This is a genomic window from Pseudonocardia abyssalis (genome assembly GCF_019263705.2).
GTDB classification, from domain to species: Bacteria; Actinomycetota; Actinomycetes; order Mycobacteriales; family Pseudonocardiaceae; genus Pseudonocardia; species Pseudonocardia abyssalis.
In genome coordinates this window covers 2837966-2860071 of record NZ_JADQDK010000001.1, presented here as the reverse complement: position 1 = coordinate 2860071, position 22106 = coordinate 2837966, and the positions used below count along the sequence as shown (strand labels likewise).

Annotated in this window: 24 protein-coding genes and 1 pseudogene; 13 read left to right on the top strand and 12 right to left on the bottom strand. The window is 73.4% G+C overall.

Features of this window, described 5'->3' with window-relative positions; genetic code table 11:
* Window positions 1-14: 14 nt before the first annotated feature.
* Window positions 15-1427: a fatty acid desaturase gene (locus tag I4I81_RS13855; RefSeq protein WP_225925539.1), complete on the bottom strand. Its 1413-nt coding sequence runs from the start codon at window positions 1425-1427 to the stop codon at window positions 15-17.
* A 354-nt stretch (window positions 1428-1781) separates the two neighbouring features.
* Window positions 1782-2051 (bottom strand): annotated as a pseudogene (locus I4I81_RS31580) (PAS domain-containing protein); the annotation flags it as partial.
* Between the two features lie 322 nt (window positions 2052-2373).
* Here I4I81_RS31580 and I4I81_RS13845 point away from each other — a divergent pair.
* Together I4I81_RS13845 and I4I81_RS13840 are read left to right on the top strand one after the other, a co-directional pair.
* Window positions 2374-3615: a cytochrome P450 gene (locus I4I81_RS13845; protein ID WP_218603314.1), complete on the top strand. Its 1242-nt coding sequence runs from the start codon at window positions 2374-2376 to the stop codon at window positions 3613-3615.
* Window positions 3616-3617: 2 nt separating this feature from the next.
* Complete coding sequence (locus tag I4I81_RS13840; RefSeq protein WP_218616084.1) at window positions 3618-5111, top strand: hypothetical protein; 1494 nt, start codon at window positions 3618-3620, stop codon at window positions 5109-5111.
* 6 nt (window positions 5112-5117) lie between these two features.
* Here I4I81_RS13840 and I4I81_RS13835 read toward each other — a convergent pair whose 3' ends face one another.
* Both I4I81_RS13835 and I4I81_RS13830 read right to left on the bottom strand, forming a co-directional pair.
* Window positions 5118-6653 carry a putative bifunctional diguanylate cyclase/phosphodiesterase gene (locus tag I4I81_RS13835; RefSeq protein ID WP_218605579.1) on the bottom strand — a complete coding sequence of 512 codons (1536 nt, stop codon included), beginning with the start codon at window positions 6651-6653 and terminating at the stop codon, window positions 5118-5120.
* Window positions 6637-7029, bottom strand: a complete 393-nt coding sequence (locus I4I81_RS13830; protein WP_218605580.1) for a DUF7793 family protein — start codon at window positions 7027-7029, stop codon at window positions 6637-6639. Before I4I81_RS13830 ends, I4I81_RS13835 begins: the two co-directional genes overlap by 17 nt.
* Window positions 7030-7243: 214 nt before the next feature.
* On the opposite strand from I4I81_RS13830, the gene I4I81_RS13825 reads away from it, so the two are divergent.
* A complete protein-coding gene (locus tag I4I81_RS13825) occupies window positions 7244-11299 on the top strand; it encodes a bifunctional nitrate reductase/sulfite reductase flavoprotein subunit alpha (protein ID WP_218616083.1) in 4056 nt (1351 codons plus the stop codon).
* Here I4I81_RS13825 and I4I81_RS13820 read toward each other — a convergent pair.
* On the bottom strand, window positions 11293-11892 hold the full coding sequence (locus tag I4I81_RS13820) for a thioredoxin-like domain-containing protein (protein WP_218616082.1): 600 nt from the start codon (window positions 11890-11892) through the stop codon (window positions 11293-11295). The two genes, I4I81_RS13825 and I4I81_RS13820, sit on opposite strands and share 7 nt — an antisense overlap.
* A gap of 153 nt (window positions 11893-12045) precedes the next feature.
* Window positions 12046-12765 (bottom strand): GAF and ANTAR domain-containing protein, encoded by a 720-nt coding sequence (locus tag I4I81_RS13815; RefSeq protein WP_218604137.1) that lies wholly within the window; start codon window positions 12763-12765, stop codon window positions 12046-12048.
* Window positions 12766-12955: 190 nt separating this feature from the next.
* Between I4I81_RS13815 and I4I81_RS13810 the strand changes: the two genes are divergently transcribed.
* From I4I81_RS13810 to I4I81_RS13790, 5 genes are read left to right on the top strand one after another with little or no spacing between them, the layout of a single operon-like run.
* The gene (locus I4I81_RS13810) at window positions 12956-13651 is read left to right on the top strand and encodes a HemK2/MTQ2 family protein methyltransferase (RefSeq protein WP_218604138.1); all 696 of its coding nucleotides are present in this window, start codon (window positions 12956-12958) and stop codon (window positions 13649-13651) included.
* The gene (locus tag I4I81_RS13805; protein WP_218604139.1) at window positions 13641-13853 is read left to right on the top strand and encodes a CDGSH iron-sulfur domain-containing protein; all 213 of its coding nucleotides are present in this window, start codon (window positions 13641-13643) and stop codon (window positions 13851-13853) included. The genes I4I81_RS13810 and I4I81_RS13805 overlap by 11 nt, the downstream gene beginning before the upstream one ends.
* Window positions 13853-14875: an iron-containing redox enzyme family protein gene (locus tag I4I81_RS13800; RefSeq protein WP_218604140.1), complete on the top strand. Its 1023-nt coding sequence runs from the start codon at window positions 13853-13855 to the stop codon at window positions 14873-14875. Before I4I81_RS13805 ends, I4I81_RS13800 begins: the two co-directional genes overlap by 1 nt.
* Before the next feature lie 17 nt (window positions 14876-14892).
* The gene (locus tag I4I81_RS13795) at window positions 14893-16095 is read left to right on the top strand and encodes an FAD-dependent monooxygenase (RefSeq protein ID WP_218604141.1); all 1203 of its coding nucleotides are present in this window, start codon (window positions 14893-14895) and stop codon (window positions 16093-16095) included.
* 9 nt (window positions 16096-16104) lie between these two features.
* Complete coding sequence (locus I4I81_RS13790) at window positions 16105-16437, top strand: YnfA family protein (RefSeq protein WP_218604142.1); 333 nt, start codon at window positions 16105-16107, stop codon at window positions 16435-16437.
* A 130-nt stretch (window positions 16438-16567) separates the two neighbouring features.
* Here the strand turns inward: I4I81_RS13790 and I4I81_RS13785 are convergent, their stop codons facing one another.
* A complete protein-coding gene (locus tag I4I81_RS13785) occupies window positions 16568-16975 on the bottom strand; it encodes an ATP-binding protein (protein ID WP_218604143.1) in 408 nt (135 codons plus the stop codon).
* 105 nt (window positions 16976-17080) lie between these two features.
* Here I4I81_RS13785 and I4I81_RS13780 point away from each other — a divergent pair, with 105 nt between their 5' ends.
* On the top strand, window positions 17081-17452 hold the full coding sequence (locus tag I4I81_RS13780; protein ID WP_218604144.1) for an STAS domain-containing protein: 372 nt from the start codon (window positions 17081-17083) through the stop codon (window positions 17450-17452).
* 3 nt (window positions 17453-17455) lie between these two features.
* On the opposite strand, the gene I4I81_RS13775 is transcribed toward I4I81_RS13780, so the two are convergent.
* Genes I4I81_RS13775 through I4I81_RS13765 form a run of 3 tightly spaced genes read right to left on the bottom strand, consistent with a single transcriptional unit; the run spans window position 17456 to window position 18694 of the window.
* A complete protein-coding gene (locus I4I81_RS13775) occupies window positions 17456-17758 on the bottom strand; it encodes a DUF6457 domain-containing protein (RefSeq protein ID WP_218604145.1) in 303 nt (100 codons plus the stop codon).
* A complete protein-coding gene (locus I4I81_RS13770) occupies window positions 17751-18188 on the bottom strand; it encodes an SRPBCC family protein (protein ID WP_218604146.1) in 438 nt (145 codons plus the stop codon). The genes I4I81_RS13775 and I4I81_RS13770 overlap by 8 nt, the downstream gene beginning before the upstream one ends.
* On the bottom strand, window positions 18188-18694 hold the full coding sequence (locus I4I81_RS13765) for an SRPBCC family protein (RefSeq protein WP_218604147.1): 507 nt from the start codon (window positions 18692-18694) through the stop codon (window positions 18188-18190). Before I4I81_RS13765 ends, I4I81_RS13770 begins: the two co-directional genes overlap by 1 nt.
* Before the next feature lie 217 nt (window positions 18695-18911).
* Here I4I81_RS13765 and I4I81_RS13760 point away from each other — a divergent pair, with 217 nt between their 5' ends.
* Entirely contained in the window at window positions 18912-19202 is a 291-nt protein-coding gene (locus I4I81_RS13760; protein ID WP_218604148.1) for a hypothetical protein, read from the top strand.
* Here the strand turns inward: I4I81_RS13760 and I4I81_RS13755 are convergent, their stop codons facing one another.
* Window positions 19203-20099: a ribonuclease Z gene (locus tag I4I81_RS13755; RefSeq protein ID WP_218604153.1), complete on the bottom strand. Its 897-nt coding sequence runs from the start codon at window positions 20097-20099 to the stop codon at window positions 19203-19205.
* 51 nt (window positions 20100-20150) lie between these two features.
* Here I4I81_RS13755 and I4I81_RS13750 point away from each other — a divergent pair, with 51 nt between their 5' ends.
* Both I4I81_RS13750 and I4I81_RS13745 read left to right on the top strand, forming a co-directional pair.
* Window positions 20151-20753, top strand: a complete 603-nt coding sequence (locus tag I4I81_RS13750; protein WP_218604149.1) for a TetR/AcrR family transcriptional regulator — start codon at window positions 20151-20153, stop codon at window positions 20751-20753.
* A gap of 7 nt (window positions 20754-20760) precedes the next feature.
* Window positions 20761-21162 carry a RidA family protein gene (locus I4I81_RS13745; RefSeq protein ID WP_218604150.1) on the top strand — a complete coding sequence of 134 codons (402 nt, stop codon included), beginning with the start codon at window positions 20761-20763 and terminating at the stop codon, window positions 21160-21162.
* Window positions 21163-21214: 52 nt separating this feature from the next.
* Here I4I81_RS13745 and I4I81_RS13740 read toward each other — a convergent pair whose 3' ends face one another.
* Window positions 21215-21814, bottom strand: a complete 600-nt coding sequence (locus I4I81_RS13740) for a superoxide dismutase (protein WP_218604151.1) — start codon at window positions 21812-21814, stop codon at window positions 21215-21217.
* A 79-nt stretch (window positions 21815-21893) separates the two neighbouring features.
* Here I4I81_RS13740 and I4I81_RS13735 point away from each other — a divergent pair, with 79 nt between their 5' ends.
* Window positions 21894-22046: a hypothetical protein gene (locus I4I81_RS13735; RefSeq protein ID WP_218604152.1), complete on the top strand. Its 153-nt coding sequence runs from the start codon at window positions 21894-21896 to the stop codon at window positions 22044-22046.
* Window positions 22047-22106: the final 60 nt, after the last annotated feature.

The following is a 22106-nucleotide window of genomic DNA, read 5'->3' as shown; positions in this document are numbered from 1 at the left end:
GGAATCTACGGGGGTCAGGCGTCCAGGCGCGCGAGCGGCACGAAGTCGACCTTGTCGCGGACCCCGCAGTCGGGGCAGGTCCAGTCATCCGGCACGTCCGACCAGGAGGTGCCCGCAGCGAAACCCTCCGACTCGTCGCCGTGCGCCACGACGTAGGTGTGGCCGCAGCCGGGGCAACGGGCCGCGGCGACGTCGTCGCCGACGGCCGGGGCCGCGGTGTCCGGCCCCGCGTCGACGGTGTCCGTACCGGGCACCGGGTAGCGGGCGAGCAGTTCGGCCTCCCGGCCGGGCTGGAGGTTGGCGCGGCGCAGGTCACCGTCGTAGTGCGCGACGACCAGCGGGTCCATCACGCGGCGGAACAGCGGCGGGATCACCGCGAGCGCCATCATCCCGGTGTAGCCGGTGGGCAGGACGGGGCTCTCGGGGAAGTCGCGCAGGGTCTGGAAGCGCCGCGTCGGGTTGGCGTGGTGGTCGCTGTGGCGCTGCAGGTGGTAGAGCAGCACGTTGGTGGCGATGTTGTTGGAGTTCCACGAGTGCGCGGGCGTGACGCGCTCGAACCGGCGGCGGTCGGGCGGACCGGTCTTCTGCCGCAGCATCCCGTAGTGCTCCATGTAGTTGACGAGCTCCAGCAGCGTGAAGCCGAAGGCCGCCTGGATCACCAGGTACGGCAGGATCCCGACGCCGAACAGCGCGATCAGCGCCCCCCACAGCACGACCGACATCAGCCACGCGTTGAGCACGTCGTTGCGCAGCCGGTAGGGGTGCTGGTCGCGGCGGGCGAACCGCTTGCGCTCCACCCGCCACGCGCTGCGCAACGACCCGGCGACGGTGCGCGGCCAGAACGCGTAGAAGCTCTCGCCCATCCGGCTCGACGCGGGATCGTCCGGGGTGGCGACGCGGACGTGGTGGCCGCGGTTGTGCTCGATGTAGAAGTGACCGTAGAAGCACTGCGCGAGCGCGATCCGGGCCAGCCAGCGCTCCGAGGACTCCTTCTTGTGGCCCAGCTCGTGCGCGGTGTTGATCCCGATGCCGGCCACGGCGCCGAGCGTGAGCGCGAGCCCGACCTCGCCCGCGACGCCCGCGTCCTGCGTCGCGATGAACCACATCCCGAGCACCAGCCCGACGTACTGCAGCGGGAGGAACGCGTAGGTGATCCAGCGGTAGTAGCGGTCCTCCTCCAGCGCCTCCATCACCTCGTCGGGCGGGTTGGAGTGGTCGCGCCCGGCCACCAGGTCGACCAGGGGCACCACGACGAGCACGATGAACGGGCCCAGCCACAGCGTGGCCTCCAGCGCCGTCCCCGCGTAGAGGGCCAGGGCCAGGAAGGGGAGCAGCGGGACGATCAGCCCGAGCGTCCACAGGTGGCGCTTGTGGTCGCGCCAGGTGTCCTGGCCGTCGATCGGCCGTTCCAGTGCGTAGGTCCTCAAGGCGTCCTCCCCGGTGAGCCGTGCCGTCCCCCGGACGCTACGAGCGCGCCGGTGCCCGTCCATCGGGCTGCGGGACGAACCGTGGGCCGCGGGTTGGTCTCCGGCACAAGTCGGTCTCCGGCACAACCCCGCCCGCCACGTGCAGGCGGGCGATCCGGTCCTGCACGGCACCGTCGCCGACCGCCTTCCACCAGAGCTCCTCGACGGCCGGCCGCCCGTCGGGGTGCACCGCCGAGGGGAAGCCGTTCTCCCGCACCGGGTGCGCGTCGGGGAGGGGGCCGCCGTCGGCGCGAGGATGCTCCTGTTCCAGACCTGGTGCGGCCCGCGGCCGTGCCACGGCCTGCCCTCGATCCGGACCCGCTGCACCTGCCCCGTGCGGATCACCTCCCGGCACGCCGCGGAGAACTGCGGGCCGCAGGGCTCGCCGTGGACCTCGTCGATCCTCCGGCCGATCCGCTCCTGCACCGATCCGCCGTTCAGGGCGGCGGCCGAGGAGTTCACCCGGCGGTAGCGCAGGTCGGTGTCGACGTAGGTGAAGCCGACGGGTGCGTTCTCGGAGAGGCCGTCGAGCAGGGCGAGCACCCCGGCGGGGTGGTCGTCCCGTTGCGCGTGCACACCGGCCATCGACCTCCGTGCTCGTCCTGGGCGCCGGCGGGGGCGGCCGTTCCAGAACCTGGCCCGTGCCGGCCCGGGTGGCGACCCCGCGATGTCGCCGGAACGGGGTCCCAGCAGGAGTAGCGGTGAGCCGGTACCGCCACCTGCGCGCGCCGGCCCGGCGTCGGGGCAGAGCCGTTCGGGGCGGCCCTGCGTCGTCCGGGTTGTCGGCGTACGTCCGACCGGGGGCTTCGACGGCGGAGATCTGCTCTTTGCGTAGTCGGTTGACTACAGTGAGATATCGAGTGAGTGACGCGAGCACCTCGATGATCGAGCAGGAGTGACCTCGTACATGCCGTCCCAGATCGTTCCCGGCACCCGTTTCGACCTCCTCCACCCCGACCTCTACCTCGACCCGCACGCCCTGCTGCACACGATGCGCGAGCAGGCGCCGGTGTACTTCGTCCCGGAGCTGGACTCCTGGATCCTCACCCGCTACGACGACGTCGGGGCCGCGCTGCGTGACCCCCGCTTCCACGCGGTGGAGGAGCACAAGAAGGTCGAGGCGCTGCCCGCCGACGTGCAGCACGAGCTGGCGCCGCTGCGCCGGATCTTCACCGAGTGGGGCGGGCGCGACGATCCCGCCGCGCACGAGGTGTTCCTGCGGGCGCTCAAGAAGTACTTCTCCCCGCGACGGGTGCTCGACCAGCTCCCGGTGATCGAGCGGATCATGGACGACCTGCTCACCGCGGCACTGGCCCAGGGGTCCGTCGTCGACCTGGTGAACGACGTCGCACACCCGCTGTCGATGTCGGTGGTGTGCGAGCTGCTCGGCATCCCGCGCGGCGACGTCGACATGGACCTGATGCTGCGCGCGTCCCAGGCGATCTCCGAGCTGCTGGAGATGGGGGAGCCCGAGCAGCTGCACCGGTCGCAGGCCGGGATGCTGGAGATGGGCGAGTTCCTCGCCCCGCACGTCGACGCCGCGCGCCGGGGCGAGGGGTCCGGGCTGCTCGACGTCATGGCCGGGCCGGGCACCGCGCTGCGCTACAGCGACGCCGAGGTCGTCTCACAGGGGATCATGTTCACCGTCGTCGGGTACCACACCACGGCGAACCTGCTGGCCAACGGCATCCAGCTGCTGTTCGACCACCCCGGTGAGCGGGCCCGGCTGCAGGCCGACCTGTCCCGCATCCCCGCGGCGTTCGACGAGATGATGCGGTTCCACGGGCCGGTGTCGACGATCCGCCGCATGGTGCTCCAGGACGTGTCGCTGCGCGGAGCGGTGATCCCCCGGGGCGACACCGTGATGCTCGCGCTGCTCGCCGCCAACCGCGACCCCGCGGTGTTCACCGACCCGGACGAGTTCGTCATCGGCCGCGCGAACGCGCACCGCCACGTCGGGTTCACCGTCGGGCCCTACAGCTGCATGGGCCAGGCGCTGGCCCGGCTGGAGGGCGAGGTGTTCTTCCGGACGGTGCTCACCCGCTGCCCGGACCTGGCGCCGGCCGACCCCGTCCCGGACTGGACGGTGTTCCGGCCGCTCGGCCGGGAGCTGCGGACCCTGCGCGTGCACCCCGGCGGGAAGGCGTAGGCGTGCGGCAGGTCCTCGCCGCCATCGCCGACCGCCGCGCCGGGATCGACGCCCACCCGCTCTACCGGTGGATGGGCGGTGACGACGCCCCGCTCGAGGAGCGGTTCGTCTTCGCCCCGCTGTTCGCCAACTTCATCCTCGGGTTCCGGGACATGAACCGCTGGTTCATGCGCTACCCGCAGCCGCGCGACGCCTACGAGGAGGCCATCAACCGGCACACCGAGGAGGACGAGACCCACTCCGCGCTGTTCCTGGAGGACTGGGCCGAGCTCGGCCTCGACGAGCACCTGGGCTGGGGCGTCGAGGACACCGTCGCCTGGTACTACGCGGCGCCGGAGACCGAGGTGTTCCGCCGGTACGCGATGCGGATCCAGCAGATGTGCGTCGAGACGACCGACCCGCTCGTCCGGTACGGGTTCATGGAGGCCATCGAGACCTGCGGGCACGTCTTCTTCGGCCACACCGCCCCGCTGGCCGCGGAGCTGGCGGCCCGCACGGGGGCCGCGCTGCGCTACTTCGGGCCCTACCACCTGGACCGGGAGACGGGCGGCCTGATCGACGCCGAGGACCTGTTCGAGACGGCGGTCCTCACCGACCGGCAGCGCGTGGAGTCGCTGCGGCTGGTGCACGAGGTGTTCGACATGTTCACCGACAAGAACGACCACCTGCTCGCCTACGCCGAGCGGGTCACCACGAGCCGCACCGTGCCGAGCCCGGCGGCGGACCTCCGCCGCCGGGCCACCACGGTGGCGGCGGTCCTCCCGCCCCCACCGGACGCTCCTCCGTCCCCGGCGCACCGTCCCGTCGCGGAACGGCTCGCCGAGCGGATGGACGGCCTGCGCGGGCACCCGTTCCCGGCCTGGATCTCCGGCGGCGGCGGATCCGCGGCCGACCGGCTGGCGGCGTTCCTGCCGCTGTGGATCCCGGACATCATGGGCTACGCCGACCTCATGACCTACGCGCTCACCTACCCGGACCCCGCGACGCCGCCGGAGCGGGCGCTGAACCGGCGGGTGCGCCTGCTCGCCTCGCACCACGGGCTGTTCGCCCACGACGCCGCCGCACTGGACCTCGACGGGCGGCTCGCGCTCACGGCGGGGGAGACGCTGCGCCTGCTCGGGTACGCGCCGCGCACCGACCTGCAGCGCCGCAGCACCGCCGCGTTCGTGACGGCCGCGTACCGCCACCGGAGCCCGGTCGTCCGGTACTGGCTGGTGGAGGCGCTGCAGGGCAGCGGGGAGGCGTTCTTCCACCACGGCGGCCTGCTCGCCGGTGAGCTGGAGGCCCGCGACGGCGTCCGGCTCGACTACCTCGCCGACCGCCACCGCCTCGCCCACCCGCGGCTCCCGCCCGACCCCGAGGCCGACGCGGTCGTGTTCACCCGGCTCCCGCTGACGCCGGGGGAGCGCGACAGCGCGATCCGGGTCGTCGACACCGTCTTCGACCGGCTCCAGGAGCAGTTCGACCAGTCCCTGCGTCTGGTCGGGGCGACCTGACCGCGCTCAGGTCTCCGACAGCGCCGCCGAGAACCCGAGCAGTGGCGCCATCTCCGGTCCGGGCAGCGCCGGGCCCCACAGGAAGCCCTGGCCGAAGCGGCAGCCGAGCGCGCGGAGCTGCTCGGCCTGCTCTGCGGTCTCGATCCCCTCGGCGACGGCCTCGAGTCCGAAGGCGTCCACGATGGCCAGTATCGCGGCGGCGACCCGGTGCTGTTGCGGGTCGGAGTCGAGGCCCGTGATCAGGGAGCGGTCGATCTTCACGATGTCGAGGAACATCCGGCGCAGGTAGCCGACGGAGGAGTAGCCCGTCCCGAAGTCGTCGATCGCGACGCCGACCCCGGCGGTCCGCAGCTGGTCGAGCGCCGCGATGGTCTCGGCGTCCTCGCCCATCAGCTGCGACTCGGTGACCTCGAGCGTGAGGTCGGCGGGGGGGACCCCGTGGTCGGCGAGGCACTCCAGCACCCCGTCGGCGAACAGGGGCGTGCGCAGCTCCACGGGCGAGACGTTGACGTGCAGGGCGAACCCCGCCGCCCGCGGTGACGTGGCCCGCCACTGCGCGAGCTGGGCCACCGAGGTCCGCAGCACCCAGCGGTCCAGCGCCGCGATCAGGCCGGTGTCCTCCGCGACGCCGATGAAGTGGGCGGGCGCGAGCGGTCCCCGCTGCGGGTGCATCCACCGGACCAGCGCCTCGACCCCGGTCGTGTAACCCGATACCAGGTCGACGATCGGCTGGTAGTGGACGACGAGCTGCTCGCCCGTGATCGCGTGGCGCAGGTCCTCGGCCAGGCGCACCCGGGACAGGGCCGCCGCGTGCATCCGGGGTTCGAAGATCTGGACCGAGCCGCGGGCCCCGTTCTTCGCCGCGTACATCGCGGTGTCGGCGTCGCGCAGCAGGGTGTCGGCGTCCTGCCCGCGCACCGCGAAGCACACACCGATGCTCGCGCTCACCCAGCACGACCGCTCCCCGGCCTGGACCGGCGCCTGCAGTGACGCCCGGATCCGTTCGGCCATGGACAGGACCTGCTCCGGCGTGGCGTCGAGGACGACCAGGGCGAACTCGTCGCCGCCGAGGCGGGCGACGGTGTCGGCGTCGCGGACGACCCGGCGCAGCCGGTGGCCGATCTCGATGAGCAGCAGGTCGCCGACGCTGTGGCCGAAGCTGTCGTTGACCGTCTTGAACCCGTCGAGGTCCAGCAGCAGCACCGCGGGCGGGGCGGCGCCCCGGTCGGCGCGGGCCATGGCCCGGCCGATCCGGTCGCCGAGCAGCGTCCGGTTCGCCAGCCCGGTGAGCGGGTCGTACAACGCGAGGCGCTCCAGCTGCTGCTGGGCCTGCTCCAGCTGCTCGGTCCGCTCCGCCACCCGGGCCTCCAGATCGCTGTTGAGCGCCTGCAGCTCCTCGGCGAGCATGTTGACCCCGACGGTCACCGCGTCGATCTCGTCCGAGGCGGGTGAGGGGACCATCCGGGCGCCCCGCTCGCCCGCGGCCAGTCGCAGGACCAGCTCCACCAGCTGGTCGAGCCGGCCGTCAGGCGGTGTCGCCATGGTGCAGCCAGGCCACCGCGGCCGTCTCGGAGGTGAAGAACCTGGTCGGCACGGGCACGGAGCTCACACCCATGGCGAAGTTGGCGAGCACCCGGTCGACCGGTGAGCGTCCGAGCAGTGCGATCCGCGACGCCGAGCACTTGCGCCGGAAGGTCATCCGCGCGTCGCGCGAGAGCGTCGCGGTTCCCCGCATGTCCACCAGCAGGGGCCGTTCGCGGTCGGCGTTGGTCATGTCGACGAGCCCCATCGCCTGCTGCGCGAGCCGCCCCGTGATCTGCAGCCCCGCCGTCCAGCTGAGCCGGACGATGCCCGACGGGTCGACCCGCACGACCATGACGTGGCGGGGATCCGCCGAACCGCTCACCTTCTCGGTCACGGTGCGAACCCCCTCGGGTGTGAGCAGAGGTCCGGACGGTAGTCGCGACTCCCTCTGGCCATCGAGCCGAACCCCGCGGACGTTATCCGTCGTACGACGGCATCACCTGTTCGAGCGGCGCTCACGCCCGCTCCGCGCCGCCGTGAGGAACTGCTCACCCGGCGACGCCCGCGTTCGTCACGTCCCGGCAACACGACCTTCCTACCGTTGACGGGTGGCCGACCGGGAACCGAACAGCGTCCGATCGGTCTGCTCCTACTGCGGCGTCGGGTGCGGGATGGTGCTGCAGATCGGCCGTGACGCGACCGGGGCGCGGCGCGTCGAGACGGTCGCGGGCGACAAGGAGCACCCGGCCAACCGCGGCCGGCTGTGCACGAAGGGCGCCACCAGCGCCGAGATGCTCGACGTGCCCGGGCGCCTGGGCACCGCGCTCGTCCGCGCCGACCGCGGCGGGGAGCCCGATCCCACCCCGGTCGACGACGCGATCGCCACCACCGCGCGGCGGCTGCGCGCGATCCTCGACGAGCACGGCCCCGACGCGCTCGCGCTCTACGTCTCCGGCCAGATGACGCTGGAGGCCCAGTACCTGGCCAACAAGCTGGCCAAGGGGTACTGGCGCACCAACCAGATCGAGTCGAACTCGCGGCTGTGCATGGCGAGCGCGGGCACCGGCTACAAACAGTCGCTGGGCTCCGACGGCCCGCCCGGGTCCTACGACGACCTCGACCTCGCCGACGTCTTCCTCGTCACCGGTGCCAACATGGCCGACTGCCACCCGATCCTGTTCCTGCGGCTGATGGACCGGGTCAAGGCGGGCGCGAAGCTGATCGTCGTCGACCCCCGCCGGACGGCCACCGCCGCCAAGGCCGACCTGTTCCTGCAGATCCGTCCGGGCACCGACCTGGCGCTGCTCAACGGGCTGCTGCACCTGATCGTCGGGAACGGGCACGTCGACGCCGGGTTCGTCGCCGCGTCCACCGACGGCTGGGACGTGATGGAGGGCTTCCTCGCGGACTACCCGCCGTCGACGGTCGCGGAGATCACCGGCCTGGCCGAGGACGACATCCGCACCGCCGCCCGCTGGATCGGCGAGGCGGGCGAGTGGATGAGCTGCTGGACGATGGGGCTCAACCAGAGCACCCACGGCGTCTGGAACACCAACGCGCTGTGCAACCTGCACCTGGCCACCGGTGCGATCTGCCGTCCGGGGTCCGGCCCGTTCTCGCTGACCGGCCAGCCGAACGCCATGGGCGGGCGCGAGATGGGGTACATGGGCCCGGGCCTGCCGGGACAGCGCTCGGTGCTCGTCGACGCCGACCGGGCGTTCGTCGAGGAGCGGTGGGCGCTCCCGGACGGCACCCTGCGCACCGACGTCGGCACCGGCACCGTCGACCTGTTCGAGCGGATGGCGGCCGGGGAGATCCGGGCCTGCTGGGTGATCTGCACGAACCCGGTGGCGTCGGTGGCCAACCGCAGCACGGTGATCGCGGGGCTCGAGGCCGCGGAGTTCGTCGTCACCCAGGACGTCTACGCCGCGACCGAGACCAACGCCTACGCCGACGTCGTGCTGCCCGCGGCGATGTGGGCCGAGGTCGACGGCGTGATGATCAACTCGGAGCGGTCGCTCACCCTGCTGCGACAGGCCGTCGACGCTCCGGGGGAGGCGTTGCCGGACTGGGCGATCATCGCCCGGATCGCCTGCGCGATGGGCTACGCGGACGCGTTCACCTACTCCTGCGCCGAGGACGTCTTCGACGAGATCCGCCGGTTCGCGAACCCGGCCACCGGCTACGACGTCAGCGGCGTCACCTACGAGCGGCTGCGCGCGGCCCCGGTGCAGTGGCCCGCGGCCCCCGGCTCCGCCGACCGCAACCCGACGCGCTACCTCGGCACCGGCCAGGGCCTGCGGTTCGCGACGCCGTCCGGGCGGGCCGCGTTCCTGCCCCGCCCGCACCTGCCCGCCGCCGAGCTGCCCGACGACGACTTCCCGTTCGTGCTCAACACCGGCCGGCTGCAGCACCAGTGGCACACGCTGACCAAGACCGCGAAGGTCGCGAAGCTGAACAGGCTCAACCCCGGCCCGTTCCTCGAGATCCATCCCGACGACGCCCGCGGGCACGGCATCGCCGACGGCGACGCGGTCGCGGTGGCGTCGCGGCGCGGGCGCGCGGTGCTGCCCGCGGTGGTCACCGATCGGGTGCGGCCGGGGAACTGCTTCGCACCGTTCCACTGGAACGACCTGTTCGGCGAGTACCTGGCCGTCAACGCCGTCACGAACGACGCGGTCGACCCGGTGTCGTTCCAGCCGGAGTTCAAGGCGTGCGCCGTCTCGCTGGTGCGGGTGGGGTCGCCCGCGGAGGTGGCGCCCCTGACGCTCCCGCTCCCGGAGCCCGCCGCCTCCGCCGCCGCGGCCCAGCCGTCGGACCTGATGACCGCTCTGGGGCTGGCCGACGAGCGCGCACCCGAGCTCAGCCCGTCCGAGCGCCGCTACCTCGCGGGGTTCCTCGCCGGGGTCGGCCCCGCGCCGGATACCGTGCCGGTGCTGCCGCGCGGCGCCCCCGTCGGCCCCGGCACGACGCTGTGGATCAACGGCCTGCTGGCGGGGATGTTCTCCCGTGTCCCCGCTCCCGCCCCGGTCGCCGACACCGGGCGTCCGGTGCTCGTGCTGTGGGCGTCGCAGACGGGCAACGCGGAGGAGCTCGCCGGGGTCGTCGCGGAGCGGCTGACGGCGGCCGGGCGGTCACCGCAGGTCCGGAGCATGGGCGAGTGCGGCCCCGGTGACGTGCCCGCGCACGTCGACCTGCTGGTCGTCAGCTCCACCTTCGGCGACGGCGACGCCCCCGACGTCGGCACCGACTTCTGGGACGCGCTCGCCGCCCCCGACCGCGCCCCGTTCGACGACGTCCGGTTCGCGGTCCTGGCCCTCGGCGACTCCAGCTACAGCGACTTCTGCGGCCACGGCCGCCGCCTCGACACCCGCCTCGACGAGCTCGGGGGTTCCCGGCTGGTGCCGCGCGTCGACTGCGAGCCCGACTACGACGGCCCGGCGGGCTCCTGGCTCGACCAGGTCCTCGCCGCGCTCACCGACCGTGTCCCCGCCGCCGACCCTGTCCCCGCCGCCGACCGTGTCCCCGCCGCCCCCGCACCGGTGCGCCGCAGTACCCCGGTCGCCGTGCCCTCCCGCCTGACCGGCAACCGCCTGCTGAGCCTGCCCGGCTCGGCGAAGGAGGTCCGCCGCTTCAGCCTCGACGTCGGCGACCTGGGCTACGAGGTCGGCGACGCGCTGAGCGTGCGCCCCGCCAACCATCGCGACCTGGTGCAGGAGTGGCTCGACCTGACCGGCCTCGACGGGGACGCGTCCGTCGACCTCGGCGGGGAGCTCGGCCACGTGCCGTTCGGCGAGGCACTGCACCGCCACCTCGACATCACCCGGATCACCACCGACCTGCTCGGCTTCGTCGCCGACCGCACCGCCGACCGGGAGCTCAAGGACCTCACCCGACGGGGCAACGGCGTCGAGCTCGCGAAGTGGACGTGGGACCGGCACGCTGCCGACGTCGTCACCGAGTACCCGGTGCGCGCCTCGGCGCAGGAGTGGGCCGACGTCCTCGGGCGGCTGGTGCCGCGCCTGTACTCGATCTCGTCGAGCCCGCTGTCGAGCCCGCGCGAGGTGAGCCTGACGGTCTCCGTGGTGCGCTTCGCCAGCCGCCGAGGCGTCCCGCGGCGCGGGGTGTGCTCCACGTTCCTCGCCGACACCCCCGGGGAGCACGCGGTGCCGACGTCCGTGCGGCCGTCGTCGGGGTTCCGCCCGCCCGCCGACCCGTCGACGCCGATGGTCATGGTCGGGCCCGGCACCGGCGTCGCACCGTTCGTCGGATTCCTGGAGGAGCGCCGCGCCCGCGGCCACACGGGGCGGAACTGGCTGTTCTTCGGCGAGCAGCGCCTGGCGACCGACTTCTACTACCGCGACGAGATCGAGGCCCACCGGGCCGACGGCACCCTGCACCGCGTCGACCTCGCGTTCTCCCGCGACCAGCGCGCCAAGGTCTACGTCCAGGACCGCATGCGCGAGCACGGCGCCCAGCTGTGGAGCTGGCTGCAGGACGGCGCCCACTTCTACGTCTGCGGCGACGCGTCCCGGATGGCGAAGGACGTCGACCGGGCGCTGCGCGACGTCGTCGCGGCCCACGGCGGGCTCGACGAGGAGCGGACCGCGGCCTACGTCAAGCAGATGGCGGCGGAGAAGCGCTACGTGCGCGACGTCTACTGACCGCACCCGGCGGCGGCGTCCGGTGCGATGGCGGGGTTGGCGGCCAGCGCCCGGATGAACTGCTCGAAGCGCGGGTCGTCGGGGGAGTCCAGGGCGAGGCGGTGGTTCCAGGCCTGCAGCGAGATCGGGCTGTCGAGGCCGGGGTAGGGCGACATCAGCAGGTCGTCGGCGTCGGTCACACGGTCCAGGGCGAGCGCCCGCACCGTGGCCGGGGCCGTGCGGGCGGGGTCGTAGGTGATCCAGACCGCGCCGCGCTCCAGCGCCCCGACCGCCTCGGCGTCGGGGATCGGGTCGGGATGGGCGACGCCGTCGCACGCCGCGAACGTCGAACCGGACACCCCGCCGACCGGCGGGACGCCCGGCCCCGGCCCGACGACGATCCCGGGGATCCGGGTCGACGGGTCCGGCTGCTCCGCCGACGGGGTGAACGACGCCAGCTCCCGCTCGGCCTCGGACGGGATCAGCGTGCTCACCGCGACCGACCCGAACGACACCGCGGCCAGCACCAGGATCAGCGGCCCGCCGTAACGCGACCACCGGCTCGCGGGCGGGTCGTCCTCCGGGGAACGGGGTGGTTCGGCAGGATGCGACACCCGACCAGGCTCCCACGCCCCCCCGGCCCCGGCCCGAGGGACGGCCCGGGACAGGTCGGTCGTCGGTCAGAGCCGTCGGATTCCCTCCTCCACCGCCACCCGGCAGGTGGGGGCCGGGCTCGATGGGCAGAGCTGCCCGTTGAGCCCCACGGGTCAGCCCGGCAGCGCTCCGGTGCTGACCAGCTGCTCCGCGACGACGACGAGCTTGCGGTTCACCGACTGGGACGCGGCCGAGAGCCGCGCGAAGGCGGCGTCGGCGGTGATCCGGTGGCGCTCCATCAGGATCCCCTTCGCCTGGCCGATGACGTCGCGGCGGTCCAGCGCCGCCCGCAGCTGGTCCGTGCGCAGGCGCTCGGCCAGGGTGAGCACCGCCTGGGTGGCCAGCACCTGCGCCACCAGCTCGGCCCGGTGGTCGAACGCCCCGGCGGAGGTGGCGTAGAGGCTCAGCGCGCCGAGGCAGCGGGCGTCGATGTGCAGGGGCAGGCACAACATGCTCGCCACGCCCAGGTCACGGGCGCCGCCGCGGAAGTCGGGCCAGCGGTGGTCGGTGGCCATGTCCTCGATGTGGACGACCACCTGCTTGCGCGCCGCCGTCAGGCACGGGCCGTGGCCGAGGTGCCCCTGCAGCTCGTCGAGCTCCAGGGGGATCGACCCGGCCGTCGCCATCGGCGTGAGGTGCCGGTCGGTGTCGGCGACGATGATGCCGGCGCAGGTCGTCCCGGGGACCGTCGCCACGGCGATGTCGATTATCGCGCCGAGGGCGCTGGGCAGGTCGGCGTGCTCGACGCGCAGACCTCGGGCGATGTGGTCCGCGACCGACCAGATCCCGTCCTGGTCCAGCGGGGGAGCAAGCGTGTCCGGGGATGTGCTCATGGGACTCCTCGTCGCGGCTGACGCGACCGGGTACCCGCTCGGGGACCCCCGTATGCGCGGCTGCGGAGGGGGGCGACCTGTCCTATGGTCGTTGCCGGGCCGCTGCCTCAGTGGGCCCACCGGTGCAGACAGGCGCCCCCCCGCACGTCCCCCGTGGAGGCGTCATGTCCCGAGACCGAGTGTGTCCCCGATGACCGACCAGTTGCCCCGGGTGCGCCTGCGCCCCGACGTCCTCCTGTTCCGCCCGCCCGGCGTCTACCGCGCCCAGAGCGACTCCGCGGTCCTCGCCGAGGCGATCCGCCGTGGCGGCTACGCACTCGACCGCCATGTCCTCGACGTCGGGACCGGATCCGGGGCCCTCGCGCTCGCCGCGGCCCGGGGCGGGGCCGCGTCGGTCACCGCCGTCGACCTGTCGCTGCGGTCGGTGCTCGCGACCTGGGTGAACTGCCACCTGCAGGGCGCGCGGGTCGCGGTGCGCCGCGGAGACCTGTTCGCGCCGGTGGCCGGGCGACGGTTCGACCTGATCGTCGCGAACCCGCCGTACGTCCCGGCCGAGACCGACGTGCTGCCCCGCCACACCCGGGCCCGGTGCTGGGACGGCGGCGTCGACGGCCGGATCGTCGTCGACCGGATCTGCGCGGGCGCGAGGGCGCGACTCACCCGCGGCGGGGTGCTGCTGATGGTGCACTCGGCGGTCTGCGGTGCCGAGGCGACGATCGACCGGCTCACCGACGCGGGGATGAGTGCGTCGGTGGTCATGCGGGCGTCGACCCCCTACGGCCCGGTGATGCGGGCGCGGGCCGCGATGCTGGAGAGCCGGGGCCTGACCGCGCCGGGCGAGGACGTGGAGGAGCTGGTCGTGGTGGAGGGGCGTCGTGTCGACTGAGCACCAGGACACCGGACGGCGCCAGGTCGTCCTGACCGAGGAGGGCCCGGTGCTGGTCACGGGCCCCGTCGAGGTCGTCCTGCCGGACGGCCGGCGGGTCACGTCCGACCGGCCGGTCACCGCGCTGTGCCTGTGCAGGCGCAGCCGCCGCTACCCGATCTGCGACACGAGTCACCGCACCCGGACACGGGAGGACACCTGATGCTGACCACGACCGCACCCCAGCCCGTCGCGTCCCCGGAACTGCCGGCGCCGCGGGGCCCGATCTCGACCGCGGTGATCGACGCGCTGCGCGGCGGCCCGGCACCGAGGGTCGACGTGACCGGCGCCGACCCGTACGGCGAGGACGTCCAGCTCGCCCTGCACTGCTGCTACGAGCTGCACTACCGCGGCTTCGACGGCGTCGACGACGACCTCGAGTGGGATCCCGCGCTGCTCGCCCTGCGCGGTGGGCTGGAGCGGCTGTTCCTCGGTGCCCTGCGCGCCGACGTCGAACCCGGCGACGACGTGGCGGCCGAGGTCGACGCGCTGCTCGTCGAGCCGGTGGGCCCCGACGTCGTCGGCGTCTCGCACCACCTGCGCCGCGACGGCGAGCTGTGGCAGCTGCGCGAGTACGTCGCGCACCGCTCGATCTACCACCTCAAGGAGGCCGACCCGCAGGCCTGGGTCATCCCGCGGCTGTGCGGCCCGGCTAAGGCCGCGCTGGTCACCGTCGAGCACGACGAGTACGGCGGCGGCGACCCCGACCGCATGCACGCGCGCCTGTTCGCCGACATGATGCGCGCGGTCGACCTCGACGACGCCTACGGCCACTACGTCGACGCGGTGCCCGCCGAGACGCTCGCCGAGGTCAACCTCATGTCGATGTGCGGGCTGCGGCGCAGCCTGCGCGGCGCGCTCGTCGGGCAGTTCGCCGCCGTCGAGCTGACGTCCTCACCCGGCTCGGAACGCCTGGTCCGGGCCATGCGACGGCTCGGGTGCGGGCCCGCGGCGGTGGCGTTCTACGACGAGCACGTCGAGGCCGACGCGGTGCACGAGCAGATCATCCGGCGCGGGGTGCTCGGCCCGATGCTCGCCGCGGAGCCGGCACTGGCCGCCGACGTCGTCTTCGGCGTCCGGGCCTACCTGTTGCTGGGCGACCGCCTCGGCGACCGGCTGCTCGACGCCTGGTCGCGCGGCGAGTCGAGCCTGCGCCGCCCGCTCGGCGAGCGCCCCGCCGGGTAGGGGACGACGATCGGGTGATGCCCACTCCCCGCGTCCTGATCTCCGGGGCGAGCATCGCCGGACCCACCACGGCGCACTGGCTGCACCGGCACGGCTGGGCGACCACGGTCGTCGAGAGGTTCGACGGCCCGCGCGGGGCCGGGCAGAACATCGACGTCCGCGGCGCCGGCCGCGAGGTGCTGCGCCGCATGGACCTCGAGGACGCTGTGCGCGGCTGCTCGACCGGCGAGCAGGGCCTGGAGTTCGTCGACGCGGCCGGGCGCACGCTGGCGGCGTTCCCGGCGGGGGAGTCCGACACCGGCGGGGCCACCGCGGAGCTGGAGGTCCTGCGCGGCGAGCTGTCACGGCTGGTCGTCGAGCGCACGACCGGCACCGAGTACCTGTTCGGCGACCGGATCGTCGCCCTCGACGACCGCGCCGACGGCGTCGAGGTGACCTTCGAGCACGGCCCCACCCGCACCTTCGACGTCGTGGTGATCGCCGAGGGGCTGACGTCGCGCACCCGCGACCTGATCCTCCCCGACGCCGGGATCGACCACCTCGGCCTCTACACGGCGTACCTGACGATCCCGCGCACCGCCGCCGACAACGACTGGTGGCGCTGGTACACCGCCCCCGGCGGGCGCACCGTGAACCTGCGGCCCGACAACCTCGGAACGACCCGGGCGTCGGTGAGCTTCCTCTCCGACGTCCGCGGGCTGGAGGACCTCGACCGCCCCGACCAGATCCGGCTGCTGCGCCGCCACTTCGCCGACGCCGGCTGGGAGACCCCCCGCGTGCTGGCCGCCCTCGCCGACACCGCGTTCTACTTCGACACCGTCGGGCAGATGCGGCTGCCCACGTGGAGCAGCGGGCGCGTCGTGCTCGTCGGCGACGCGGCGTACTGCGCGTCCCCGGTCAGCGGTATGAGCACCAGCCTCGCGCTCGTCGGCGCGTACGTCCTGGCCGGTGAGCTGGCGGGCGGTGGCGACCACCGCGTGGCCTTCGCCCGCTACGAGGCGACGATGCGGCCCTACGTCGAGCAGGCCCAGGACCTGCCGCCCGGCACCCCGCGCCTCGCCCACCCCCGCAGCCGGGCCGGGGTCTCGGCCCTGCGCGCCGCGGTCCGGGTCGCCGGCAGCCCCGTCGGCAAGCGGGTCGCCGGGCTCGCGGGCGGCCTGTTCTCCCCGCCCGCCGACAGGATCGAGCTGCCCGCCTACCCGACGCTGCGCACCGTCTAGTTTCGGAGGGTGCTGATCGCCCGGTCCGTCGGCCTGTTCGTCGTCGCCGCCCTGTTCGAGATCGGCGGGGCCTGGTTGGTCTGGCAGGGCGTCCGCGAGCACCGGGGATGGATCTGGATCGGCGCCGGGGTGATCGCGCTCGGCGCGTACGGGTTCGTCGCCACCCTGCAGCCCGACGCCCGGTTCGGCCGGATCCTGGCCGCCTACGGGGGTGTGTTCGTGGCCGGGTCGCTGCTCTGGGGGATGGTCGCCGACGGCTACCGCCCCGACCGCTACGACGTGGTCGGAGCGCTGGTGTGCCTCGCCGGTGTCGGGGTGATCATGTATGCGCCGCGCGGCTGACCAGTGCCCGCGCCGATCTTGATCGCGATCACGACCAGCCCGATCAGCGCCGGCGGCCCGACCGACGACGGTCAGCGCCGCGCAGATCAGTTCCTCGAGCCGTTCCGCGAGGAGGGCGACGTCGGGGCGCTCACCCGGCGGGCCGCCAGCAGCGCAGCAGGACCGTGGTGCCCCCGTCGTCGTGCCGCAGCGTGACCGCCCCGGTGAGCGCCCGCATCATGGCGATGCCGCGGCCGCGGAACTCCGGATCGACGGGCGGGTCGCGCCAGCGCCCGTGGTCGGTGACGGTGACCTCGACGCAGAACCGGTCGTCGTCGTCGGTCTCGCGGGCGAGCAGGACGATCGCGTCGGGGGCGGCGGTCGGCTCGGGGTAGGCGTGGTCGATGCAGTTCGCGACGGCCTCGCTCGCCGCGAAGACCATGTCCTGTGCCACGTCCTCGGGCCACGGGAGCGGGGCCAGCCACGCGCCCAGCGCGGCCCGGGCGGCGGATGCGGAGGTGGGCTCGGCAGGCAGCAGCAGCCGAAGCGGTTCCCCCATGTGGTGGCAGTGCCCGTTCCCGACCGTGTCTGAACATCGACGTCGCGCGCTGTCGCGGAACGGGCCCTAGAGTACGTGGGCGCGCATCGACGGTGGAGGACTCACGTGGTAGAGAACGGTGGCGGCTCCGCGACGACGCTCGCCGTGCGCGTCGTGGAACATCGCGACGGGGTGCGGGGGCTGGTCGTCACCGGGGAACTCGACGCCGCAGAGGCCGCCGACGTCGAGGCCGCCGCGGTCGCACTGCTCACCGCGGGCACCGCGGCGATCGTGATCGACCTGGGCGGCGTCCGGTACTTCGGCTCGCGGGGGCTGACCGCCCTGCTTCGGGTCCAGCGGGAGTCGCGGGCCGCGGGGGTGCGGCTGCACGTCGTCACCGGGGCGGAGAACCGCCCGGTGATCCGTCCGTTGACGATCACCGGGCTCGACCGCGAGCTGGACCTGTTCCCGACGCTCGCGGCCGCTCTCGCCTCGTAGGTCTCAGGCCCGCCGGGCCTGGTCGTTCGGCGCCTCGGCGCGGTCCGTGTCGGCGTCGAAGCTGCGCGCCAGCGCGGAGAGCTTCTCGGTGAAGTCGTGCGCGGCGACCGCCGGGTCGGCGGAGCGGCCGGCGGCGAGGCCGAGCAGGAACACGGTGGACGCGGCGACGGAGCCGTCGACGTTGTCCCGGACGAGCGCGTCGAGCTCGGCGGCGGCGTCGAGGCCCTGCGCGCCCTCGGCCGCGTCCTCCAGGCCCAGCTCGGTGCGGGCCGCGGTGAGCCATTCGTCGGTGCGGGTGTCAGGCACGGGGTGCTCCCAGTTCTCGTTGGATTCCCTCGACGGTCTGGTTGCCGAGCTTCTCGAACTCGAGCTGCATCAGCGGACTGCCGAGCTTGGCGACGCCGTGCAGGACCACGGTGGCGTCGTAGGTGATCTCGGACCCCTCCGGCGCCGGACGCACGGTGATGACGTCGGTCGCGGTGGCGGTCCTGTTCTCCCCGACCAGCTCGATGCCCTCGCCGTCGAGGCGGGTCAGGCGGTAGTCGAGCTCGGTGGTGGACCCGAGGATCTTCGAGGTGTTGTGCCAGGTGGAGCCCACCTGCACCGGGCCGGTGCCGGTGCGGACGCAGGTCTGCGTGCCCGGGTCCCAGGCCTCGGCGTGGGCGAAGTCGGCGAGGTACTCGATCGACTTCGCGGGCTCGGTGGTGACGGTGAAGGTCCGGACGACGTGGACCATCAGGCGGTACCGCCGATGTCGGTCGAGGGGGCCTTCGGGGTGACCGACTGCGGGGCGGCGTCGACGTCGCCGCGCCAGCTGCCGCCGGTGCCGCCCGCCTCGATGAACTCCTTGAAGTTCTCCATGTCGCCCTTGACGCGGCGCTGCACGATGCCCAGTGCGTCGCCGACCTTCTCGACGACGCCCTCGGGGTCGTGGTCGAGCTGCAGCGTGACGCGGGTGGTCGTGTCGTCGAGGCGGTGGAACGTGACGACGCCGGCCTGGTGCGTGCCGTTCTCGGTGGCCCAGGCGATGCGCTCGTCGGGGTGTTGCTCGGTGATCTCGGCGTCGAACTCGCGCTCGACCCCCGCGATCCTCGTGACCCAGTGGGTCCGGGTGTCGGTGAGCTGGTCGATGCGCTCGACACCGTCCATGAAGCGCGGGAACGACTCGAACTGGGTCCACTGGTCGTAGGCGGTGCGGACCGGTACCGAGGCGTCGATGCTGTGCGTGACGTGGGTGCTCATGACGATCGATTGCCCGTCCGCCGATCGCGTCAAACCTTGTTCACCTCACACGCGGCGTAGGGGCTCCACGTCCTCCTCGATGACCTTGCCGTCGAGCGTCACGGTCCACCTCCCCACGGGCGCGACGTCGAGGCGCCGACTGTCGTTCGCATCACCCATGGCCGCGGATTCCGGCTGATGATCTCCGTTCCCGCTCGACGGGCCTAGCGTGGACGCCATGGCGAAGACGCGATGGGTTCGGCCGTGGGTACAGCTCGCAGAGATCGCCTGGTCGGCGCCGGTGGTGATCGCGTACCGGACCGCCGGGATGGTGACCGGTGGGTGGCCGCCGAGCCCGAAGGCCCGGCGTGAGTACCGGCGGATGGTGCAGGAGAAGGTCGAGGGCTTCACGCAGGCGGCCGTCGTCGCCGTGACGACCCCGCCGAAGGACACCGCGCGGCTCGTCGGAGACGTCCTCGCGCCCGTGCACCGGCGGGTGGTGGCCAACCGCCGCCGGCTCTCCCGCTAGCTACCGGCGGGGCGGGACCGGGACGCGCTGCAGGTCCCGCGCCACCACGATCTCCCCGCCGAACGCCGCGGCCGCCTCCTCGCCGAACCGGTCGGGATCGGGGTAGCGCTGCGAGAAGTGGGTGAGAACCAGCGTGCGCACCCCGGCCCGGGCGGCGACGGCCCCGGCCTGGCCCGCCGTCAGGTGGCCGTAGGCCTGCGCGAGATCGGCGTCGGCGTCGAGGAAGGTCGACTCGATCACGAGCAGGTCGACGCCCGCGGCGAGCGCGTGCACGCCGTCGCAGAGCCGGGTGTCCATGACGAACGCGGCCTTCTGTCCCGGTCGCGGCTCGCTGACCTCGTCGAGCGTGACGCCGTGCAGCGAACCGGTGTGCTGCAGCTCCCGGACGGCCGGGCCGCGGATGCCCGCCGCGGCGAGGCGGTCGGGGAGCATGCGGCGCCCGTCGGGCTCGACGAGGCGGTAGCCGTAGGACTCGATCCCGTGGTCGAGCCGGCGCACCTCGACGTGCGGGTCGTCGGCGACCGGTCCGTCGACGGTGATCGGGTGCTCGCGCAGGTCGAGCGTGTCGTGGAACGGGGTGGCGTGCCGCAGCCGGTCGAACCACGTCTGTCCGGAGGCCGGGAAGTGGGCGTGCACCGGCCGGGTCACGCGGTCGAGCGAGAGGCGCTGGACGATCCCGGGCAGGCCCAGGCAGTGGTCGCCGTGGAAGTGCGTCAGGCAGATCCGGGTGATCGCGCTGCTCGCGACCCCGGCCAGCAGCATCTGCCGCTGCGTGCCCTCTCCCGGGTCGAACAGCAGACCGTGGCCGTCCCAGCGCAGCAGGTAGCCGTTGTGGTTGCGGTGCCGCGTGGGTGCCTGGCTCGCGGTGCCGAGCACCACCAGCTCCCGGTCCGACACGGGACGAGCCGACGTGCTCATGCCCGTACCGTATCCTGATACGGTACAACGATGAGCAATCGAACCCGCCGCGCGGGCGGGGCCCGACGCGCGCTGGTCCTCGACCACGCGGTCGCGGTGCTCGCCGACCGCGGCTACGCGGGCACCCGGTTCATCGACGTGTCCGAGGCGTCGGGGGTCGCGGTCAGCACCCTGCAGGGCTACTTCGGCTCGCGCGAGGACATGCTGATCGAGGCGATGCGGCACGCGACGTCCGTGGCGGTGGCCGACATGGGCGAGTTCGTGGCGCGGTTCGAGGACCCCTGGCAGCAGCTGGTCGCGATGGTCGACCGCGGCCTGTCCACGGGCGTCGTCACGTGGCGGTTGCTCATGGAGTTCTGGACCGCCGCCGCCCACGACGCAGAGCTGCGGGAGCTCGCGGCCGCTCTGGCGCAGCAGTACCGGGCCCCGTTCCTCGACGCGGTGCGGCGGGGGGTCGACCGCGGCGCGTTCGTCCCGCGCTTCGGCGACGTCGCGATCGTCGAGGTGCTCGTGGCCACCGTCGTCGGCCTGCTCTACCCGGTCGTGCTCGACCACCTGGCGCCGCGGGACACCGACTACCGCGACGTCGTCCTCGCCCAGCTCGCCTTCGCGCTCGACCCACAGGAGAGGTGACCCGCCCATGTCGCACACCGTCGTCAACCCCGACGGACTGCACGACCCGGTCCCGTTCGGCTACAGCCACACCGCGGTGATCCCGGCCGGCGCGGAGCTGGTCCTCGTCGCGGGCCAGTACGGATCGGGCGCGGACGGCGCGGTCGTCTCGCCGGAGTTCGGGGACCAGGTGCGGCAGGCGTTCCACAACCTGGGCGTCGCGCTCGCCGCCCACGGGCTCGACCTCGGCCACGTCGTCCAGCTCCGTACCTACGTGGTGGAGCCGGACTTCGCCAAGCTCGGCACGATCGGCGAGGCCGTGCGGAGCGGCTGCGGCGACACCCCGCCCACGCAGACCGTCATCGGCGTCGCCGGTCTCGCGATGCCCGACATCCTCTTCGAGGTCGAGGCGGTCGCCGCCCGGCCGTGAGCCGGTCCTGCCCACCGGCCCGGGTGTCGCACCCGGGCCGGCGGACGGCGCGTCAGGCGCGGGCGGCCGCGAACCGGTCGGCGGCGTCGGCCCAGTTGACGACGTTCCACCAGGCCTTCACGTAGTCCGGCTTCACGTTCTTGTACTGCAGGTAGAACGCGTGCTCCCACATGTCGAGCATGACGATCGGCACGACGCCGACCGGCACGTTCGCCTGCTGGTCCCACAGCTGCAGGATGTGCAGGCGCTGCCCGAGCGGGTCGAAGGCGAGCACGCCCCAGCCCGACCCCTGGATGGTGGTCGAGGCCGCGGTGAACTGGCCCTGGAACGCGTCGAACGAGCCGAAGGTCTCGTCGATCGCGGCAGCCAGGTCGCCGGTGGGCTTGCCGCCGCCGTCGGGGGAGAGGTTCTTCCAGAACAGCGAGTGGTTGACGTGGCCACCCAGGTTGAACGCCAGGGTCTTCTCGAGACCCAGGATCGCGCCGAACTCGCCGCTCTCGCGGGCGGCCGCCAGCTTCTCCAGGGTGTCGTTGAGCGCGTTGACGTAGGTCTGGTGGTGCTTGGAGTGGTGCAGCTCCATGATCTCGCCCGCGATGTGCGGGTCGAGTGCGCCGTAGTCGTAGGGGAGGTCGGGAAGCGTGTATTCGGCCACGGTGTAGCTCCTTCGCTCGATTCTCTGGTGCCGTCATCTTGCAGTAGCCAACGGCTCCGTGCAGTGGGACGCTACGCGGGTGTCGTCACACGCGTCGGGGGAGTGCGCGGGCTGCGGCTGGGAGAGCCACGCGCTGGCGTTCCGCTGGTTCCCCGAGCTGGGCCCGCCGCTGGTGCCCGCCCGCGACGAGGGGTCGCATCCGCCCGCGGTCCGCGAGGCCGGCGCCGACTAGCCTCAAAGCCGTTCAGTTAGCGGTCGCGGCTGCTGGTCAAGGATCTTGTTGCGGCGTGTC

What these genes read in the sequence shown, in the direction of transcription:
- I4I81_RS13845 (WP_218603314.1), top strand. Translation starts at nt 2,374, where the DNA reads ATGCCGTCCCAGATCGTTCCCGGCACCCGTTTCGACCTCCTCCACCCC.
- I4I81_RS13835 (WP_218605579.1), bottom strand. Translation starts at nt 6,653, where the DNA reads ATGGCGACACCGCCTGACGGCCGGCTCGACCAGCTGGTGGAGCTGGTC.
- I4I81_RS13815 (WP_218604137.1), bottom strand. Translation starts at nt 12,765, where the DNA reads ATGAGCACATCCCCGGACACGCTTGCTCCCCCGCTGGACCAGGACGGG.
- I4I81_RS13810 (WP_218604138.1), top strand. Translation starts at nt 12,956, where the DNA reads ATGACCGACCAGTTGCCCCGGGTGCGCCTGCGCCCCGACGTCCTCCTG.
- I4I81_RS13800 (WP_218604140.1), top strand. Translation starts at nt 13,853, where the DNA reads ATGCTGACCACGACCGCACCCCAGCCCGTCGCGTCCCCGGAACTGCCG.
- I4I81_RS13795 (WP_218604141.1), top strand. Translation starts at nt 14,893, where the DNA reads ATGCCCACTCCCCGCGTCCTGATCTCCGGGGCGAGCATCGCCGGACCC.
- I4I81_RS13785 (WP_218604143.1), bottom strand. Translation starts at nt 16,975, where the DNA reads ATGGGGGAACCGCTTCGGCTGCTGCTGCCTGCCGAGCCCACCTCCGCA.
- I4I81_RS13770 (WP_218604146.1), bottom strand. Translation starts at nt 18,188, where the DNA reads ATGGTCCACGTCGTCCGGACCTTCACCGTCACCACCGAGCCCGCGAAG.
- I4I81_RS13765 (WP_218604147.1), bottom strand. Translation starts at nt 18,694, where the DNA reads ATGAGCACCCACGTCACGCACAGCATCGACGCCTCGGTACCGGTCCGC.
- I4I81_RS13760 (WP_218604148.1), top strand. Translation starts at nt 18,912, where the DNA reads ATGGCGAAGACGCGATGGGTTCGGCCGTGGGTACAGCTCGCAGAGATC.
- I4I81_RS13750 (WP_218604149.1), top strand. Translation starts at nt 20,151, where the DNA reads ATGAGCAATCGAACCCGCCGCGCGGGCGGGGCCCGACGCGCGCTGGTC.
- I4I81_RS13745 (WP_218604150.1), top strand. Translation starts at nt 20,761, where the DNA reads ATGTCGCACACCGTCGTCAACCCCGACGGACTGCACGACCCGGTCCCG.